Here is an 18814-nt window from a genome sequence, read left to right as displayed (position 1 = left end):
CCGTACGTGGTTTAATATATATAATAAACAAATATTTCTGTCTTTTATAAGGAGGTACTATGAAAGCAAACGTAGGGGATACTATACTTTTTCAACGAAATAATTTAAAGATTACAGGAACTGTACTAAAACTATATACTGAATCGGTTTTAGTTGAAATTACAGATGTAAGCGGTGGTACTTTTGAATTTGATCGAACAATTGTAAATCATAAAAACTATAAAATTTTAAATGCAAGTAAATAAAACAACATAAAATAGCCCCTGCTTAACAGCAGAGGCTATTTTATGTTGTAGTACTTCATTAATTTATATATCCTAAAACACTAACAATCTTGCTCGCTTTTAAGTTATTAATGTGATAATAAATTTCTAAACCCCTTCTCTCCGCTCGTAACACTTTACCTTTCATTTTTGATAAATGTTGCGAAACAGTCGATTGTGGAATATTTAGCAATTCTGTTAATTGTGTTACGTTGCATGTTTTTCTTGTGCTTAATTCATTTACAATTTGTAATCGGATTGGATGCGCCATAATTTTTAAAATATCTACATCTTCTTCTGAAACTATAGTTTTCTTCATCTCACTCGTATATGTTGTCATAAGACATTCCCCTTTTATATGAATTCCTTTTTATTAAGAACCATTTCCAAAACTAAAAATTCCTAATCAAGACCTTTATATAAAAATAATAGGATTTTCAATTTTCAAAAATAGAACTTACTATTATTCACTTTATTTATTTGGCACATATACATAATACAATTTTAATATGTGCTGTATGTGAAGTTTGCATAAATTTATAATGAAGATTTGTTAAACCACTTGTATTCTAAATTCATACTACACCTATTACCTTCTCCATAGAACTATCCTGTGATTTTAACATATTTTAGGCGTTTGTATATACTATTTACAAAACAATTATGTAAAGGAGGATTTTATATGCCTACAGTGTCACAAGAACAAGTAGAAGAAGCACGTGAGACATATGTCAGTCGGATCATTTTAGTTGGCGGATCAACTTTATTTTTAGCAGGTGGTGTTATATCGGCAATTGCAGCTTTTAAAGCTTATAACCGTTTGGCAAATACGCCGCCATCTCCAAACAACTCATAAATAAAAAATAAAACGTCGTCTCCAATTTAAAGACGGCGTTTTATTTTATATAGTCTCTTCTTAATTAAATCAAATTTAAACATTAAATCTATACTATTTTATTTAAATTCAACCGTAAAGGCTTGATCATAATACACATCATTTGGATTTACGACAAATATTTTTTTATCTCCAAATGTCGTTCTAAAGACTTCTACAGATTCTTGTCCTTTAACTGTACTGATACGAGTTTCCTGCTTACCGAATTCCTCTCTTCCATCTTCATCTACTAAGAAGAATGGCCATAAGTTACTAATAGGGTTTGTAGTTTTATAGTATACATATGTTTCTCCAGCCTTTTCTTCAATTCTAGTTATTGTCATTTCTTTGTTATCACCGAGAGGAATTTTTGTCTCCCCTACTTTATTAACAAGAATTTTATTTTTCGTGTCATAGCCCGAGTGTTTTTTTCCATAGACGTATGGAATAACTTTTATAGATTTGATATTCTGACTACGTGTTTCATACGCTGCTGTTGAGACCGAATTATTCTTGCTAGTATCTACCATTACCTGATTTTCCGTTCGCTTTAAAACCTCTCCTTTATCATCTAATACAAGATACTCAAATGGACCGCCTTTCTCCGACGCAGTTCCTTGCAAGTATATTCTAAGGGGTGTTACAATGACTTTTTCCAATTTCGCATTAGTACGTATAGCACTTAAGTCTTTATTGAGGTTAATTTCTTTCTCACTTTGTTTTGCTGGTATACTTTGAACGGGTAAATCAAAGTTCCATTTACCTTGAGTCGTTCCTTCTCTTCCACCCAATCGCTCTACATTAAGAGAAAGAGTAAAATTGTTCGCTATATTAGATACTTGAATTCGATCGGCATCTTCCTGATCTTCCAGGCTTTTGTTAAAGCTACCATTATTAAGGGCAAATGTTATCGCTCCTGAGTAAACTTTATGATCTTTATCTTTAAATTCACCATATTCTTGTTTCTGTGCTACAAAATTCTTCTCATTCTCTATAGTAATAAAACTCTTATCTGTTTGTATTTTCGGTTCTTCACTAAATGGCTTATTCCCTTCTACAGTATAGGAAACAATTAATGTTACTCCGTCATAGATTGTACTATTAATTGTGACTTTTACCCCATTACTTTCCTTAACAGTAGTAGATTCTTTCGTAATTTTTTCAGCCCCTTCCTTTATATGGAAATGTTCTAATACTGGTTTAAAAATTGACTGTAGCGTAGATATATTCGCATAGCTTGGCATTGATGTATTAAATATAAATATTGCTCCAAAACATGTTACTGCAGTAAGACCCATTAATAATCGTCTCTTTATCACACTTTTATATATTTGCTTTGTTTGGCGATATTCTTCAAATGAAGCACTTACCCTCTTGTTCAATTTATTCGATGGTTGCATACTCTCGGATTCTCTCTGAAATTCATCACGCAATTGTTTTTCAAAATCCATTTATTTTTTCCCCCTCTTCAACCGGTAACTTCCCCATCTCTTTTCGCAACTGTCTATGCGCCGTATGCAATCGGGATTTCACTGTTCCTATCGGGATTCCGACAAGTAAGCCAATCTCCTCTAAGCTGTATTCATGAAAGTAACGCATAATAATTACTTCACGATGTTTATATGACAGTGTTTTCACTAATTCTAGCAATTCACTTCGTGTTTCCTTATGTAGTACCTCTTCATCCGTTTTATAAAACTGATCCTGCCAGAATTCTTTATTTTTCTCCAAAATCCGGAACCTGCGCCATAGCTTCCTTCTCCAATCTTGTATCTCATGCACAACTAGACTATGTAACCAAAATGAAAATGGACGTTGTGGATCATATTTCGCAATTGATTTCCACATACGAATATAAACACCATTTACTATGTCATCTACATCATGTTGATCCTCAATAAGAAACGATACCGTTCGAAAAACATCTTTACTGGTTAATTCATATATGTGCTGAAAGGCTTTTTGGTCACCAGCAACCATCCTTTCTAACCATTCTTTCCATTCTATTTTGTCCACGTTTGGACCTCCTCTGTCTCCCTTAATAGTGCCTTTTTATAAATTGACTTCTTTTTCCTCTTCTTAATGGTCGCTACTATATTTACAGTCACTTCCGAGATTTCTTTTCTATTTCACATCCCCTTTTTCTCCCAATGTATTTCTCACTCTTATATTCGCTCGTTTCCATAAAAAGGTTCATATTTTTTATTAAAAAAAATTTTGATTGCGAATTTTTTTAGGATATGATGAGCCGACGATTTATAATCTAATTTTATAATATAAAATTAGATTATAAAGATTTTCTCAACAAAAAAGCCGGTGTTATATTAAAGTGCAATTGCACTTCAATATAAACCGACTTAACACTAGTTCATTCTATAAAATTCAGGATAACTATGAAATTCCTACTGTATTTCCAAAACTTACTTCACCACAAACCTCGTCTGACTACACCCATCCTTCTGCTTCGTTACTTCTAATACAGCTGGCATTGCGTTTTTCAGCTCTTGAACGTGTGAAATAACACCGATAAATCGGCCTGATTTTTGTAAGTCAATTAAAGCGTCAACCGCTTTCGTTAATGACTCCTCATCTAATGAACCGAATCCTTCATCGATAAACATCGTTTCGATGGAAATACCACCTTCATACGCTTGAATTACGTCTGCCATTCCAAGTGCTAAGCAAAGCGATGCATTAAATTTCTCACCGCCAGATAATGTTTTTACATCACGTGTTTGGCCGGTGTATGCGTCGTATACATCTAGACCTAATCCACTTTGACGATTTCTCTTTTCAACTCGTTCACTTCGTTTTAAATAAAATTGTCCATTTGATAATTTACGTAGTCGCTCATTTGCGATTTGAACAATTTGTTCTAAATACTCAATTAAGATGTAACGTTCAAATGATATACGGCTTTCGTTATCACCTTTCATTACTTCATATAAATCAACAAGTTCTTGGAATGCCTTTTCTTCTTCATGAATTTGTTCATCAATACGTCTAATATTTTCATGTAAATCAGAAATATATACTACAGCATTTTGCGCGCGTTGACGTTTTTCTTTAATTATATCAAGATTAATTTCTAATTCTTGTATGTGTTCACCTAATGAAGTAATATCCATATACTGTTTATCTTTCAATTCAGTACGTAACTCTTCGATTTGCTTTACAAGTACTTCAAGAGATGAATAATAACTTTGAATTTCTTTTTGTAACATCTCCATCTCAGCATCATTTAACTTAGCTTCTTTATACGTGAATGGATCTGTAAAACCACTCTGTTCAAGTTCTTTCATAAAGCGCGCGAAAGTCTCTTCTTTCTTCAATTTTGCACTTTCAAATTGATTAGAAGCCCCCTCATGTTCTGCTTGAATACGTATATTTTCATTTTGCCAATGTTGATATGCTTCTTGCACTTTCTTCCATTCATCTTCCATTAGCCTGAATTGTTGCATAGCTTGGTCAAACTGTATTTTCCAAGCTTGTACTGTTTGTAAGTTATCTGGAATATTTTGCTTATCATGTTCATATGACGTACGAAGTTGCATGCACTCCATTTCTGTACGGTGCTGCAATGTTTCTACTTCACGTTTTTGTTTCTGAAGTTCATCTACTTTTTCTTCTAGGCTTTTTATATTCACAGTGATTTGTTTACGTCTTTCTTCGCTTTCTTTTAACGTATTCACTTCTGCTGCTAATTGTTTTCCTTTTTGAACGAGCACACTGTATGTTTCAACTAATTGTTCTGAGTGGTACCCTCGATTCATAACTTCTTCTATCACCTTTTCATATTGTAGTCGATAGAAATTCCATTTCTCCTCTACTTGAACATGTAATTTTTCAGCAACGTTCTTCTTATCTCTTAAATCGTTTAACTCTTTTTCATCGATCGCATCACTTTGCTCTGTCGCTTTTTTCGGATGATTCGTACTACCACATACTGGACAAGATTCACCATCATGTAAATGAAGTGCTAATATACCTGCTTGTTCACTTAACCAGCGGCGTTCCATATTTTCATACGCACGAGTGGCCTGTTGCATCTTAATAAATGCGGCCTCTTTTTCTTGCTCGAATTTTTGTTTTTCTTGCCAAACATCATATGCTTGCTTTAAAATCTTTGCATCTTCTCGCATATTTGTTAGTTCTTCTACTTTAGTTACATATTGCTCAAGTGCTCGTTCTAATTGCTGTAATTCACCAGACATTTTCTGTTTTTGATTTATATGCTCTTCTAATAGTTGATCGAACTTTTGCATACTTTCTTTTAATTTCCCTATTTGAATTTCAGCATTTTGTAAATTCAACTTTTTCTCAGCTAATGATGCAATAATTGGTTGTAACTCTTCTAATCTTTGAAAAAATTTCTTAGCATCTTCTCGTTCTGATTCTTTATTCTTTACTGTTTCATATTTTTCCTGAGCAAGCTCAAAACTGTTTAGTATATGTTCTTTTTTGGCGATTATCTGTTTTAACAAACTTTCAGCCTTCTGCTCATTTTGCATTGCTTCCTCATACCATTGCTCAAATGGCAGTAAACGCTTCGCTTGTTCAGCACGTTTAAAGGACTTCTCTTTCATTTCAATGACTGTACGGTTTTCTTGTAATGTATTATATCTCTCATTTTTTTGCTGTAAATCTGTAAATTTCTCATTTACAGATTTTGCTGCATGAAAGCGTGTTTCTGCATCTTTCAATTGCTTCGTTTGGTTATCTTGTTCGACTTGTAATTGATCAACCTCTGCCTTATACGCAGCTGTTTCTTGCTCTAATGCTTCTACTACTTGATGCGTGTTTACATGTTCTTGTTCCACTAACGTCTCTAATAATGCTCCATCGCGGATTGGTAATTTAAAAACATTACGGAAATATAATTCTCGTTCTTTTTGTTTTTCTTGCAAAACATCTTTCCATTGTTTACGTTTTTGATCTAGTAACTCACGCATTAATTTATAACGATCTGTTTTAAAAATACGACGTAAAATCTCTTCTTTATTTTCTGTCTCAGAAGTTAATAGTTTTCGGAATTCGCCTTGTGGTAACATAACAATTTGGCTAAATTGATGTTTGCTTAAACCAATTAAATCTTCCACTTTTTTATTTACATCCGTTACATGAAAACGATCAACAGCTGGAACCTTCTCTTCATCAATCACTTCGTATAATTCTACTGCATGCCCTGTAATCGTCTTATTCCCTTGTTTTTTATGACCAAGTTGTCGTTTTATTTCATAGCGCTTTCCTTTTAACTGGAAGGTTAATTCTACACTTGTATAAACATTATCATCAGCAAATTGACTTCGAAGCATACTCGTATCACTACGCTCTTCTCCACTAGCCTCACCATACAACACATAACAAATTGCATCAAAAATCGTTGTCTTTCCAGCTCCCGTATTCCCAGAAATGGCGAAAATACGATGCGCTCCAAGATCATCAAAATCGATTACTTCTTTCTGTTTATATGGCCCAAATGCTGTCATAATAAGCTGAATCGGTCTCATCCTCGTTCACCTTCCCGTTCTTGCACTGTTTGTAAAACTTCTATAAATAGACGTTCTTTCTCTTCAGATAAATCTAAGCCTTTCATTTCTTTATAAAAAGCCTTTAATAGAGATAAATCATCCATTTTATGTCTTGAAACAGTTACTTCATTTGTATCTGTAAGCTCTCGCCTTTGCATTGCTCTTTCAACGTGCATTGCATTTGGATATACAGAGCGTATTTTCTCCATTGGCTGTAAGACAGGATTTTCATCTAATAATTTTACAAATACGTAATCTTCACTTACTGAATGCTGTAATAAATCATCTATTTCCGCTTCTACTGTTCGCATTTTACGACGTGGTGTAAGTAACCTTTTTTCAATTGTTACTTCGCCTTCCTCGTCTAGTTCAACAATATAATATCCTTTTTTATGTTTTTCTTCTGAAATAGAATATGCAAGTGGCGAACCTGAATATCGAATTGTCTCATTACGTACGAAATGCGCTTGATGTAAATGCCCAAGCGCTGTGTAATGAAACTTATCAAAATAATGACTATTTACATATTCAGCACCACCAATTGAAAGTGGTCGTTCTGCGTCGCTTGTATTCTCCTCTGCTTCTCCTGAAGAAGTTACAAATGCGTGTCCAACAAATACATGTCTAGCTTCTTTATCCATCGTTTCAGAAAGCTCATTCATAAAAATACGCATCGCATCATCATGAGAACGTACGTCTTCATTTTTCAATATATGTCTAACTATGCTTGGATCCGCATACGGAACGAGATGGAAATGAACCTCTCCATATTCATCATTTAATACAACAGGTTCATACGGGAATTGAAATTGCCCTACAATATGTAACCCCTGTTTCTTCATTAAATTACTTCCAAAATGTATACGGTCTGGACTATCATGGTTTCCTGCAACTGCGATAACAGGTGTTTGTAAGTCGATAACTATTTTTTGTAACACATCATTTAATAAGTCTACTGCTTCTGTCGGTGGAATTGCCCGGTCGTATAAATCCCCTGCAATAATTACGGCATCTGGTTTTTTTTCTTCAACAGCTTGTACAAACTGATCTAATACAACCTTTTGGTCTTCAGTCATATACACGCCATGAACAAGCTTACCTAAATGCCAATCAGCTGTATGAAATAACTTCATATTTTTCTGCTCCTTTTAATTTACTGATTTTAGTGATACGAGTTGATAGTTTATTGTAGTTTTTCCGTTCTCCCACTCTAACTTTTGTATCATCGCACTACCAATTCTTTCTTCATTGGATTTATATAAAGGTAATATTTCTTGCATTGTAAATAAGTGATAACCATCTAAAATTAATTGAAATATGTTTTCTTCTATATGTAATCTTACTTCTTTTTCATTTGAAACAATTTTTGTGTGCATCTCAAATTTCATGATAGATACAACCCCTTTTTATAATCTCTACATTTTAATAGTATAGTGGCTATGCGAGATTGACAAGTAAATACACGACAAAGTAAGCACTTTTCTATTTGTAAGATGTTTTATATTTTTTATTTAAAATACGGTACGTGAAATTTTATATATTCTCAAAATAAAAATGCCGATTATGACATCTTTATTTTTGTATAAATTCTTTCATTACATAATATAAAACTGTAATGAAAACGATCGCTACAAAAAATGAAAATACTGCGACAATGTATCCATCCTTATTTAATAGAATGCAAAAAGAAATAGATATAATAAAAATCGGAAATACGAGACGTACTTTATCCTTCACTTCTTCTGTCGTATCTGTATGATGAAAATACTGCGTTATCCCTATCATTAACGAAGACAAAATAATAACCGATAATAGTAAAGGTACTGGCATTCCGATTTCTCCTTCCCCTATTTCTAATTAACATACTAGCCACTCGTTACAATTTCAACAATTCTATTTTTTAAGTAACTATACACATTTTACACATATATAATAGCGCTTTTATCACCATAACTTCAAATATTTACTCTTACAGTAATGTTGTAATATTCCTCTTCCATCACCGAAATCCTGCAAATATAACTCGTCAAAATATGCGGTGGACATTTTAACACATACCGTCAACTTTAGACAAAATTTATAAAGGACATTTCAGTACATATAAAGAATTAAGAATAAGAAGATATGTAAAGGAGGATGAATCATGACTGAACACGTTTTATTTTCTGTTAGTGAAAACGGCGTTGCATCAATTACTTTAAACCGTCCAAAGGCGCTTAATTCTTTATCCTATGATATGTTACAACCAATTGGACAAAAACTTAAAGAGTGGGAACACGATGAACGTATTGCGATTATCGTATTAAAAGGAGCTGGCACAAAAGGTTTTTGTGCAGGTGGTGACATTAAAACCCTCTACGAAGCACGTTCAAGCGAAGTTGCCTTACAGCATGCTGAGCAATTTTTCGAAGAAGAGTATGAAATTGACACTTACATTTATCAATATAAAAAACCGATTATCGCTTGTTTAGATGGCATTGTAATGGGTGGTGGTGTCGGTCTGACAAATGGCGCGAAGTATCGAATTGTAACAGATCGTACAAAATGGGCAATGCCTGAGATGAACATCGGCTTCTTTCCAGACGTCGGTGCTGCATATTTCTTAAACAAATCACCTGAATATTCAGGTCGTTACGTTGCTTTAACAGCATCTATTTTAAAAGCTGCTGACGTATTGTTTATAAACGCTGCTGACTACTTTATGCCATCAGATACATTACCAAATTTCCTTACTGAACTTGAAAGTGTAAATTGGCATAATGAAGATGATGTACATACTAATTTAAAAGAAGTCATTCGTACATTTGCAACTGGTCCAAACTTAGAAAGCGAGCTTGCTCCTTCATTAGAAGTAATCAATTCACATTTTGCATTCGATACAATTGAAGAAATCATTCAATCATTGGAGAATGATCCAAGCTCATTTGCACTAAAAACGAAAGAAACGCTATTATCAAAATCACCTATTTCACTAAAAGTAACATTAAAACAATTTATTGATGGAAAAGATAAGTCCGTTGAAGAATGTTTCGCTACGGACCTTATACTAGCTAAAAATTTTATGAGACATGAAGATTTCTTCGAAGGAGTACGCTCCGTTGTCGTTGATAAAGATCAAAATCCGAATTATAAATATAAGCAGTTAAGTGATGTTTCAGAAGAAGATGTAAATCGTTTCTTTAACTTACTTAATGCATAAAGTGAAACTTTAATAAGTGAAGGTTCATCTCCTGCTTATTATTAGCCCTCACCAATCACCCGTTCATGCGGGATAAAATTGAGGCTATATAGTCGTGTAATTACATGACTATATAGCCTCTTTATCATTTAATATTTTTTAATAAAATTTAATTTTATTAAATAGGAATGTGTGCTACACTAATTTTAATCAAATATTCTAAAAATAAAAAAAAGGAGGAGCGACTATGATTGAAAATTATTTTCTATTCATCATTATGTCTATTTGTCTTATTATTTTACCCGGTCCTGACACTGCAATGGCTACGAAGAACACATTAGTTGCTGGTAAGGTGGGTGGAGTGAAAACAGTGTTCGGTACATGTGTTGCACTATTAATCCATACTTTAGCAGCAGTAATCGGACTTTCCGCACTTATTGTAAAGTCAGCCCTTTTATTTTCTATTTTCAAGTACGTTGGAGCTCTATATTTAATTTATATTGGTATTAAAGCCCTTTTAGCAGTAAGAAATAAAGAAGGCGTCGATACGAACGATATTTCTTTGAATAATGAAGACGAACACACTTCTTGCTTTCGCCAAGGGTTTCTTACGAATTTATTAAATCCTAAAGTTGCAGTCTTCTTTTTAACATTTTTACCGCAATTTTTAAATCCAAATCATAATACGTTTATCCAACTTCTCGTAATGGGCCTTACTTACCTAGTTTTAACAGTTATTTGGTTCGCTTTATATATATTTTTAATTGATAAAATTAGTGCTTTTATGAAAAAACCGAAGACGCAACGTTATATTCAAGGGTTAACGGGAATTGTCTTAATTGGTTTTGGTATTAAACTAGCTTTTGAAAAAAGCAATTAACAAGAAGAAAACCACCACTATTAATAGTGGTGGTTTTCTTTTAATCACTGATTTGACTATCTACTTTATATTAAAACCAGCGTTCAGTTACAACCTTTTTGCGCGTATAGAATTGAACGCCATCCGTACCATTTGTACCTAAATCACCAAAGAACGAAGCTTTATTTCCTGCAAATGCGAAGAATGCCATTGGTGCTGGAACGTTTACGTTTACACCGATCATACCAGCATCAATATTATCGCGGAATGTTTGTGCATGCTTACCGTTTGAAGTATAAATAACCGCACCATTTGCAAACTTAGATTGATTTGTCAGTTTGATACCTTCTTCTAAATCTTTTACTCGTACAACACTTAATACTGGAGCGAAAATTTCATCCTGCCAAATTTTCATTTCTTGATTTACATCATCGAAGATTGTTGCACCAACAAAGTAACCTTCTCCAACTTCTTCATTAATTTTACGGCCATCTACTAATAAAGTTGCCCCGTCAGCTACACCGCTATTAATATAGCCTAAAACGCGCTCTTTATGAGATTCACGGATTAATGGTCCAACATAATTATCTTCGTTGAAACCATCACCTACTTTTAGCTTCTTCGTTTCCGCTACTAATACATCAATAAATTCGTCAGCAATTTCATCAACTACTGCTACTACTGAACATGCCATGCAGCGTTCTCCGCTACTTGCAAATGCAGATCCAATTACACCTTGCACTGTTTTCTCAAGGTTGCAATCTGGCATTACAATTGCATGGTTTTTTGCACCAGCTAACGCTTGTACACGTTTTCCGTGTTTCGTACCTGTTTCATATACGTAACGAGCTACCGGTTCAGAGCCAACGAACGAAACCGCTTGAATATCTTTACTTTCTAAAATACTATTTACAACATCTTTTCCACCTTGCACTAAGTTTAATACCCCTTTTGGAAAACCAGCTTCATAGAATAACTCTACAAGTCGCTCTGCTAAAAGTGGTGTTCTTTCTGATGTCTTTAATACGAACGTATTACCACAAGCAATTGCAAGTGGGAACATCCATAACGGAATCATCATTGGGAAGTTGAATGGTGTAATACCAGCAACAACTCCAATTGGGTAGCGCCAAATCGATCCATCAATTCCACTAGCAATATTCGGGAGAGCTTGTCCCATCATTAAATTTGGTGCTGATGTTGCAAGTTCTACTGCCTCAATACCACGCTGTACTTCACCAGTTGCATCCGTTAGCGTTTTTCCATTTTCTAACGTAATGATTTTTGCAAGTTCATCTTTATTTTCTTGTAAAAGCTGTAGATATTTGTATAATTGTCTTGAACGATTTGGAACTGGTACTTTTGACCATGTTTTGTACGCCTCTTTTGCTGCTTCAACCGCTTTTTCAACATCCTCTTTTGGAGATAGTGGAACGTAAGCAATAATTTTTCCAGTCGCTGGATTCGGAACTGCTTCTACTTCCGTACCTGTTGATTCAACCCACTCGCCATTAATATGATTTTTCACTCGTTTAATTTCAGTTGTAATCATTATATTCTCTCCTTTTTTATGAATGAAATAGGTCTATTATTTTTGATTCGAAATGAATTGTTCGCTAACTTTCTTATATAAAGCAGCCATATCGTTTTCACCATATCCTGCTTCACTCGCTTCTTCATATACGTTTAATAGCATTTCGCTTACTGGTAAGTGGAGCTCACTTTCCTTAGCTAAATCAACCGCAAAGCCTAAGTCTTTTTTTAATAGATTTACAGTAAAGCCTGGCTCATAGTTTTCTGATGCAATGAAACTTTTATAATTACGCTCATAAATTCTACTTTGACCGTAACTTACATTTAAAATATCAAACATTTTATCTAAATCCATATTGTTCTTTTTCGCTAATGTTAAAGCTTCACTCACACCAGCAGTATAAAAACCAATTAATAGATTATTAATTAATTTAACCGTTGTACCACTATCAATTTGCTCGCTAACGTGGAAAATATTCGCTCCTAACACTTCCATGATAGATTCAGTTTTATCATATACCTCTTTTGATCCACCAACCATAAACGTTAAAGTACGATTTTCTGCTCCAATTACACCACCGCTAACAGGTGCTGCTAAAAAGTCTACTTTCTTTTCCTTCGCCGACTCCTCCAACTGTTTGTTTAACTGTGGAGATACAGTACTTGTATCAATTAAAACGACATTCGAGTGGCTATTTTCAAATAATCCTTCTTCTCCAAAATATACCGCTTCAACAGCACGAGGTGAAGGTAAACTTGTAAAAATTACATCACATGTCTCTGCTAGTTTTGAGATTGATAAGCCAATAATTCCTCCTTCTTTTTCAAAGGAAGCTTCAGCCTCTTTATTTAAGTCCACTCCATATACTGTGTAACTTGATTTAACTAAATTTTTAGACATCGGAAGACCCATATTACCTAAGCCGATAAAACCAATCTTTTTCATATCGCTTTCCTCCTAATTACACAATATATTTTCCGCGATTTATACTAGCTTTCGCAATTTCCCTCTTTTTCGTAAATACGTTCGTGTATAAAGGCACTAATAATTGACGGATTTCGGATAAAATATCATGTCTATTATGTTCTTCTGTGACTGCCGCTGAAAGAATAGATATTGCTGCTTCTTCTACTTTACGATATCCTTCTTCACAAATAACGTCAGTAATCATTTGCTTCGTACACTCTTTTTCTTCACCATTTTTACTTACTGCTTTTCTCGTACGTAAAAATGCTGATTCCATGACGTACACGTCCGTCAACATATTTGATAATACACGTGAATATTCTTGCTCTTGATCAATTTTTAAGCCCGGTGTTTTAGAGAGCGTTTTCAAAGATTGTCTCAACAATTTTTTCGCTAATAAAATGTAACGATGGTTTCTTTCGACGTTTTCCAAATCACTTTCTACTTCATGATCTTCAATTTGCTCCATTTGTTTCATTAACATTTTGGCAACTGTTAATCTATTAATTTCATTCGTACCTTCAAAAATACGACTAATTCGAGCATCACGATATAATCGTTCTACTTCGTATTCTTGCATATAACCGTAACCACCATGAATTTGGACGGCTTCATCTACGATATGACCAAGTGTTTCAGAAGCATTTACTTTATTTAGTGCACATTCAATTGCGAATTGGGACATTTTTTTCATAAGATCCTCATCACTCTCATGAATTGCCTCATCAATTACACCAGCTGTACGGTAAGCTGCACTTTCTGCTCCATATGTAGCAATGATCATATTCGCAATTTTCTCTTGAATCATCGTAAAGTCTACTAATTCCGTTTGGAACTGTTTTCGTTCTTTACCATATTGAACTGACAATCCAATTGCTTGTTTTGCTGTTCCAATATTTCCAAAGGCAAGTTTTAGTCTAGCAAAATTAAGAATATTAAGAGCTACATGATGCCCTTTCCCAACTTCCCCTAAAACATTTTCAACAGGGATGACAACATCTTCTAAAATAAGAGTCGCTGTTGAAGAGCCTTTAATACCCATTTTCTTTTCTTCTAAACCAATGGATACACCTTCACATGTTCTTTCGACAATAAATGCTGTCATTCCTTTATTTGTCTTTGCAAAAACAACGTATACATCTGCCATATGAGCATTTGTAATCCACTGCTTCTCGCCATTTAACTTCCAAGCTGTACCATCTTCGTTCAATACCGCACTCGTTTTTGCGCTTAATGCATCTGAACCAGCATTTGGCTCAGTTAATGCATAAGCACCAATCCATTCTCCCGATGCGATTTTTGGCAAATATTTTTCTTTTTGTTCTTTCGTTCCGTAATATATGTAAGGCAATGTACCTACACCAGCGTGTATATTAAAAGAAACGCTAAACGCACCAGCATAACCCATTTTCTCTGCTACTAGTCCTGAAACTGCCTTTCCTAACTCGAACCCGCCGTATTCTTCTGGGACTTCGATACTTAATAACCCAAGTTCCCCAGCCTTTTCAAATAATTGACGAGAAATTTTGTAGTTATGTTGTTCAATATTCTCCATTTGTGGAACAATTTCTTGTTTAACAAATTGTTCCGTTGTTTTTGCGATTAATTCCTCATCACCTGAAAAATCTTCTGGTGTAAAGTAAGTATGATTTACATCTTTATTAAGTGAAAAAAATTCATCCCATGGTAACTTCGTTTTCTCCATATGTATCCCCCTATCATTCGGCTTTCATAGCTTTTTTGCTTATGCTCGTCTACGATGAGTGGAATATCTTTTTTTGAAAATAGAAGGCGATGATTTTTCACATCAAGCATTTTATTTTGCCAAAGATGTATTTTCATCGCCTTCGCTGTCTTATCTATTGATCTTCTGATAATACTGTTTTTGCAATACCAGTATCTAGCTCTTCAAAGTCATGATATGAAATTGTTTCATATAACTCACTTCTCGTTTGCATATTAGAAAGTGCATCTTTTTGAGAACCTGTTTCCTTAATTAAAGTAAACACATTCTCATACGCTTTCGCTGCTACACGAAGTGAAGTTACAGGATAAATAACCATTTGGAAGCCCATGTTCGCAAATTCCTCTGCACTATAATATGGTGTTTTTCCAAATTCAGTCATATTCGCTAATAAAGGTGCATTTACCTTGCTATTAAATAGACGGAATTCCTCTTCTGATTGAAGCGCTTCTGGGAAAATTGCGTCCGCGCCTGCTTTTACATAGGCATTCGCTCTTTCAATTGCTTCATCTAACCCTTCTACACCACGAGCATCCGTGCGCGCTACAATATATAAACTCGGCGCAACTTCTTTAATCGCTTTAATTTTTTGAACTAATTCTTCTGTAGTAACAAGTTTCTTGCCATTTAAATGTCCACATTTTTTTGGTAATTGCTGATCTTCAATTTGGACAGCTGCTACTTTCGCCTCTACCATTTCTACAGCAGTTCTCGCTACATTTAGTACACCACCAAATCCTGTATCAATGTCAACAAGAACAGGTAAATCTGTAGCTCTTACTAAATCTCTTGCTCTTTCTGCTACTTCAGTAGACGTCACGATTCCTAAATCCGGTAGCCCTTTACTTGCAGTATAAGCAGCTCCCGATAAATAAAGAGCTGAAAAACCTGTATTTTTCGCAACAAGAGCTGCCATTGCATCATGAGCACCTGGAATTTGTAAAATTTCATTTGCTTCTACCAAAGCTCGGAAGCGATTCGCAAGCTCTTCTTGTGTTGACTGTTTATCCACAACCCAAGCCATTCTAGATTCCCCCTATTATTAAATTAAGAATAGATCTACAAATTCGTTTACATTCATATTTTCTAGTTTTTCTTCATTTAAACAAACTTCATGAATTTGTTCTTGTTGCTTATTAGAATAATGACCTGCCATATTAGCAGTGAATTTTTGAACAACCTTTGGAATCGCTTCGTCTCTACGGAAACGGTGACCAAGTGGGTATTCACATTCCACATTTTCTGTTACAGTACCATCTTTAAAGTGCACCTGAACAGCATTGGCGATTGAGCGCTTGTTCGGGTCAAGATAATCTAAACTGTACTGCTTGTTTTCAACAACAACCATCTTATTACGTAATTCATCTACACGTGGATCATTTGCTACTACATCCTCATAATCGTCCGCGACGATATCTCCTTTTAATAAACCGATTGCCGTAATATATTGTAAGCAATGATCACGATCAGCTGGGTTATTTAATGGACCTTCTTTATCGATAATACGAATTGCTGATTCATGAGTTGTAATTGTAATACGATCAACTTCATCTAATCTTTCTTTAATTTCTGGATGCAACTTCACTGCACATTCTGCAGCTGTTTGCGCATGGAATTCTGCTGGGTATGATACTTTAAATAATACATTTTCCATTACATATGACTCTAGTGGTCTAGCTAATTTTAATTCTTGTTTATTGAATAATACATCTTGGAATCCCCATCCTGGCGCTGATAATGCTGTAGGGTAACCCATTTCACCTTTTAGAGCAGTCATTGCAAGATGAACACCGCGGCTCGTTGCGTCACCTGCTGCCCATGATTTACGTGATCCAGTATTTGGAGCATGACGGTATGTACGAAGACTAGAATTATCAATCCACGCATGTGATAATGCATTAAAGATTTCTTCACGTGTTCCACCAAGCATTTTCGCAACTACAGCAGTTGTTGCTACTTTTACGTATAATACATGGTCAAGACCAACGCGGTTTAAGCTGTTTTCTAAAGCAAGTACACCTTGAATTTCATGCGCTTTAATCATCATTTCTAATACTTCACGTACTTTTAATGGTTCTTTTCCTTCTGAAATACGAACACGGCTAATATAATCTGCAACTGCTAAAATGCCGCCTAAGTTATCAGATGGATGTCCCCATTCTGCTGCAAGCCAAGTATCGTTATAGTCTAACCAACGGATCATACATCCGATATTAAATGCGCCTTTTACTGGATCTAGTACATAAGACGTTCCTGGTACACGTGTACCGTTTGGCACGATTGTTCCTGGTACAACTGGTCCTAATAATTTCGTACACTCTGGATATTGAAGTGCTAAAATTCCGCATCCAAGTGTATCAAGTAATACGTATCGAGCAGTACTAAATGCTTCTGCACTAGTAACCTCTTTATTTAATACATAATCCGTAATCTCTTCTAATAATGCATCTTTTTGTTTAATTTCATTTGTTTTAATCATACTATTCTTCCCTTTCTGTCGAAAATTCGTTATTATTAATGATGGGTGTCGGTCAAACACCCATCTGGCGGGCGGCGCTAACAACTCCCCAGTTGTTTTTATTTACTAAATACATGTCGCTCGCCAATATAATTTACACGTGGACGGAACAAACGATTGTTCGCATGTTGCTCAATTACGTGTGCACATAGTCCAACTGTTCTAGAACTAAAGAAGATCGGTGTGTATAGTTGAATTGGAATACCAAGCATCCAATATACTGGAGCAGCATAGTAATCAAGATTCGGATAAATGCCTTTTTCCTTCTCCATAATCTTTTCTCCAGCTTCACACATTTCATATAGTGTATAATCGCCTTTTACATCACAAAGCTGTTTTAAAGCTTCCTTCATCATAAGTGCTCTCGGATCTATCTTCTTCATATATACGCGATGTCCAAAGCCCATAATTTTTTCTTTGTTATAAAGTTTCTTCTGTAATAACTCTTCAAATTTCTCAACATTTCCAGCTTCTAAAAGCATGTACATAACTGCTTCATTTGCACCGCCGTGTAAGCTACCTTTTAGAGATGCAACTGCTCCTGTTAAAGCACCGTATAAATCTGATTGCGTTGATGCAATTACGCGAGCTGTAAATGTAGAGTTTGGCATTTCATGTTCACTATATAAAACAAGGGAACGATCAAAGATCTTCTCTTCAAGCTCAGTTGGTTTTTTACCAGTTAACATATAGAAGAAATTCGCACTATATGACAATTCTTGAAGAGGCTGAATTGGCTCCTCATTATTTAAAATATGATAGCTATTCGCTACAATGTTCGGTACTTTACTTAATAGCTTGTACCCTCGGCTTTTATTCACTTCTAACGAGCGGTTTTCGATATCATTATCGTAACCAGCTAATGCAGACACACCTGTACGTAATCCATCCATAGGATGCGTTTCTTTAGGTAATGCTTTTAATACATTGAATACACCTTCTGGCACCGCATATTCTTCTTTTAATTTCTTTTCAATTGTTGCTTTTTCATCCTCATTCGGTAGATGTTCCTCCAATAAAAGGTGCACAATGTCTAAATACTCTTTTGTTTTTGAGAGTTCGATTAAATCATACCCTTGAATTACAATTTCACCTTTTACTGTGTCAAGAAACGAGATTTTCGTCTCCGCTGCTACTATACCATCTAATCCCGGGGAAAATTTTTCTTCAGCTTTCATCATTATTTCCTCCAATCCTAATAGATCTTCGTGCACATAACTGTAAGCCTTTACAATACTGTGGAACTACATTTCTATTTCAATGTATCAGAGTTTTTAGAAGATTTCAATTTATTTTATAATGATAAGTTTCCTATACTTTTATCGATGTAACAATACAATTTTTTAA

At 34.7% G+C, this 18814-nt stretch carries 17 protein-coding genes; 4 read left to right on the top strand and 13 right to left on the bottom strand.

Going from position 1 to position 18814, the window contains the following annotated elements:
* The first annotated feature begins 59 nt into the window (after nt 1–59).
* Nucleotides 60–245, top strand: coding sequence for a YkvS family protein (locus tag COE49_RS09400; protein WP_098945874.1), 186 nt, complete (start codon nt 60–62; stop codon nt 243–245).
* Nucleotides 246–303: 58 nt separating this feature from the next.
* Here COE49_RS09400 and COE49_RS09395 read toward each other — a convergent pair whose 3' ends face one another.
* A complete protein-coding gene (locus tag COE49_RS09395) occupies nt 304–603 on the bottom strand; it encodes an ArsR/SmtB family transcription factor (protein WP_088230314.1) in 300 nt (99 codons plus the stop codon).
* 342 nt (nt 604–945) lie between these two features.
* On the opposite strand from COE49_RS09395, the gene COE49_RS27585 reads away from it, so the two are divergent.
* On the top strand, nt 946–1119 hold the full coding sequence (locus COE49_RS27585; protein WP_088230315.1) for a hypothetical protein: 174 nt from the start codon (nt 946–948) through the stop codon (nt 1117–1119).
* 98 nt (nt 1120–1217) lie between these two features.
* Here the strand turns inward: COE49_RS27585 and COE49_RS09385 are convergent, their stop codons facing one another.
* From COE49_RS09385 to COE49_RS09360, 6 genes are all read right to left on the bottom strand, one after another.
* Nucleotides 1218–2588 (bottom strand): DUF4179 domain-containing protein, encoded by a 1371-nt coding sequence (locus COE49_RS09385; protein ID WP_088230316.1) that lies wholly within the window; start codon nt 2586–2588, stop codon nt 1218–1220.
* On the bottom strand, nt 2578–3153 hold the full coding sequence (locus tag COE49_RS09380; protein WP_088230317.1) for a sigma-70 family RNA polymerase sigma factor: 576 nt from the start codon (nt 3151–3153) through the stop codon (nt 2578–2580). The genes COE49_RS09385 and COE49_RS09380 overlap by 11 nt, the downstream gene beginning before the upstream one ends.
* Nucleotides 3154–3557: 404 nt before the next feature.
* Nucleotides 3558–6647 (bottom strand): AAA family ATPase, encoded by a 3090-nt coding sequence (locus COE49_RS09375; protein WP_088230318.1) that lies wholly within the window; start codon nt 6645–6647, stop codon nt 3558–3560.
* A complete protein-coding gene (locus COE49_RS09370) occupies nt 6644–7801 on the bottom strand; it encodes an exonuclease SbcCD subunit D (protein ID WP_088230319.1) in 1158 nt (385 codons plus the stop codon). The genes COE49_RS09375 and COE49_RS09370 overlap by 4 nt, the downstream gene beginning before the upstream one ends.
* A gap of 15 nt (nt 7802–7816) precedes the next feature.
* Nucleotides 7817–8056, bottom strand: a complete 240-nt coding sequence (locus tag COE49_RS09365; protein ID WP_088230320.1) for a DUF2584 family protein — start codon at nt 8054–8056, stop codon at nt 7817–7819.
* 184 nt (nt 8057–8240) lie between these two features.
* Nucleotides 8241–8498, bottom strand: a complete 258-nt coding sequence (locus COE49_RS09360) for a hypothetical protein (RefSeq protein ID WP_001145041.1) — start codon at nt 8496–8498, stop codon at nt 8241–8243.
* Between the two features lie 313 nt (nt 8499–8811).
* On the opposite strand from COE49_RS09360, the gene COE49_RS09355 reads away from it, so the two are divergent.
* Both COE49_RS09355 and COE49_RS09350 read left to right on the top strand, forming a co-directional pair.
* On the top strand, nt 8812–9867 hold the full coding sequence (locus tag COE49_RS09355) for an enoyl-CoA hydratase/isomerase family protein (RefSeq protein WP_088230321.1): 1056 nt from the start codon (nt 8812–8814) through the stop codon (nt 9865–9867).
* 226 nt (nt 9868–10093) lie between these two features.
* Nucleotides 10094–10726 (top strand): LysE family translocator, encoded by a 633-nt coding sequence (locus tag COE49_RS09350; protein ID WP_098945873.1) that lies wholly within the window; start codon nt 10094–10096, stop codon nt 10724–10726.
* A gap of 70 nt (nt 10727–10796) precedes the next feature.
* On the opposite strand, the gene COE49_RS09345 is transcribed toward COE49_RS09350, so the two are convergent.
* The 6 genes from COE49_RS09345 to mmgD all read right to left on the bottom strand — a co-directional run bounded on the left by COE49_RS09345 (nt 10797) and on the right by mmgD (nt 18648).
* Nucleotides 10797–12257 carry a CoA-acylating methylmalonate-semialdehyde dehydrogenase gene (locus COE49_RS09345; protein WP_088230322.1) on the bottom strand — a complete coding sequence of 487 codons (1461 nt, stop codon included), beginning with the start codon at nt 12255–12257 and terminating at the stop codon, nt 10797–10799.
* A 36-nt stretch (nt 12258–12293) separates the two neighbouring features.
* Entirely contained in the window at nt 12294–13184 is an 891-nt protein-coding gene (locus COE49_RS09340) for an NAD(P)-dependent oxidoreductase (protein WP_098253446.1), read from the bottom strand.
* 16 nt (nt 13185–13200) lie between these two features.
* Nucleotides 13201–14910: an acyl-CoA dehydrogenase family protein gene (locus tag COE49_RS09335; RefSeq protein WP_088230324.1), complete on the bottom strand. Its 1710-nt coding sequence runs from the start codon at nt 14908–14910 to the stop codon at nt 13201–13203.
* 154 nt (nt 14911–15064) lie between these two features.
* The gene (gene prpB, locus COE49_RS09330) at nt 15065–15973 is read right to left on the bottom strand and encodes a methylisocitrate lyase (protein ID WP_000312630.1); all 909 of its coding nucleotides are present in this window, start codon (nt 15971–15973) and stop codon (nt 15065–15067) included.
* A gap of 18 nt (nt 15974–15991) precedes the next feature.
* On the bottom strand, nt 15992–17428 hold the full coding sequence (gene prpD / locus COE49_RS09325; protein ID WP_088230325.1) for a 2-methylcitrate dehydratase: 1437 nt from the start codon (nt 17426–17428) through the stop codon (nt 15992–15994).
* 98 nt (nt 17429–17526) lie between these two features.
* Nucleotides 17527–18648 carry a citrate synthase gene (mmgD, locus tag COE49_RS09320; RefSeq protein ID WP_140417328.1) on the bottom strand — a complete coding sequence of 374 codons (1122 nt, stop codon included), beginning with the start codon at nt 18646–18648 and terminating at the stop codon, nt 17527–17529.
* Between the last annotated feature and the right edge of the window lie 166 nt (nt 18649–18814).

The sequence above is a fragment of the Bacillus sp. AFS029637 genome, assembly GCF_002584985.1.
In the GTDB taxonomy this organism is placed as follows: Bacteria; Bacillota; Bacilli; order Bacillales; family Bacillaceae_G; genus Bacillus_A.
Note: the sequence above shows the minus strand (reverse complement) of the source record. Positions and strands in the feature narration are given on the sequence as shown.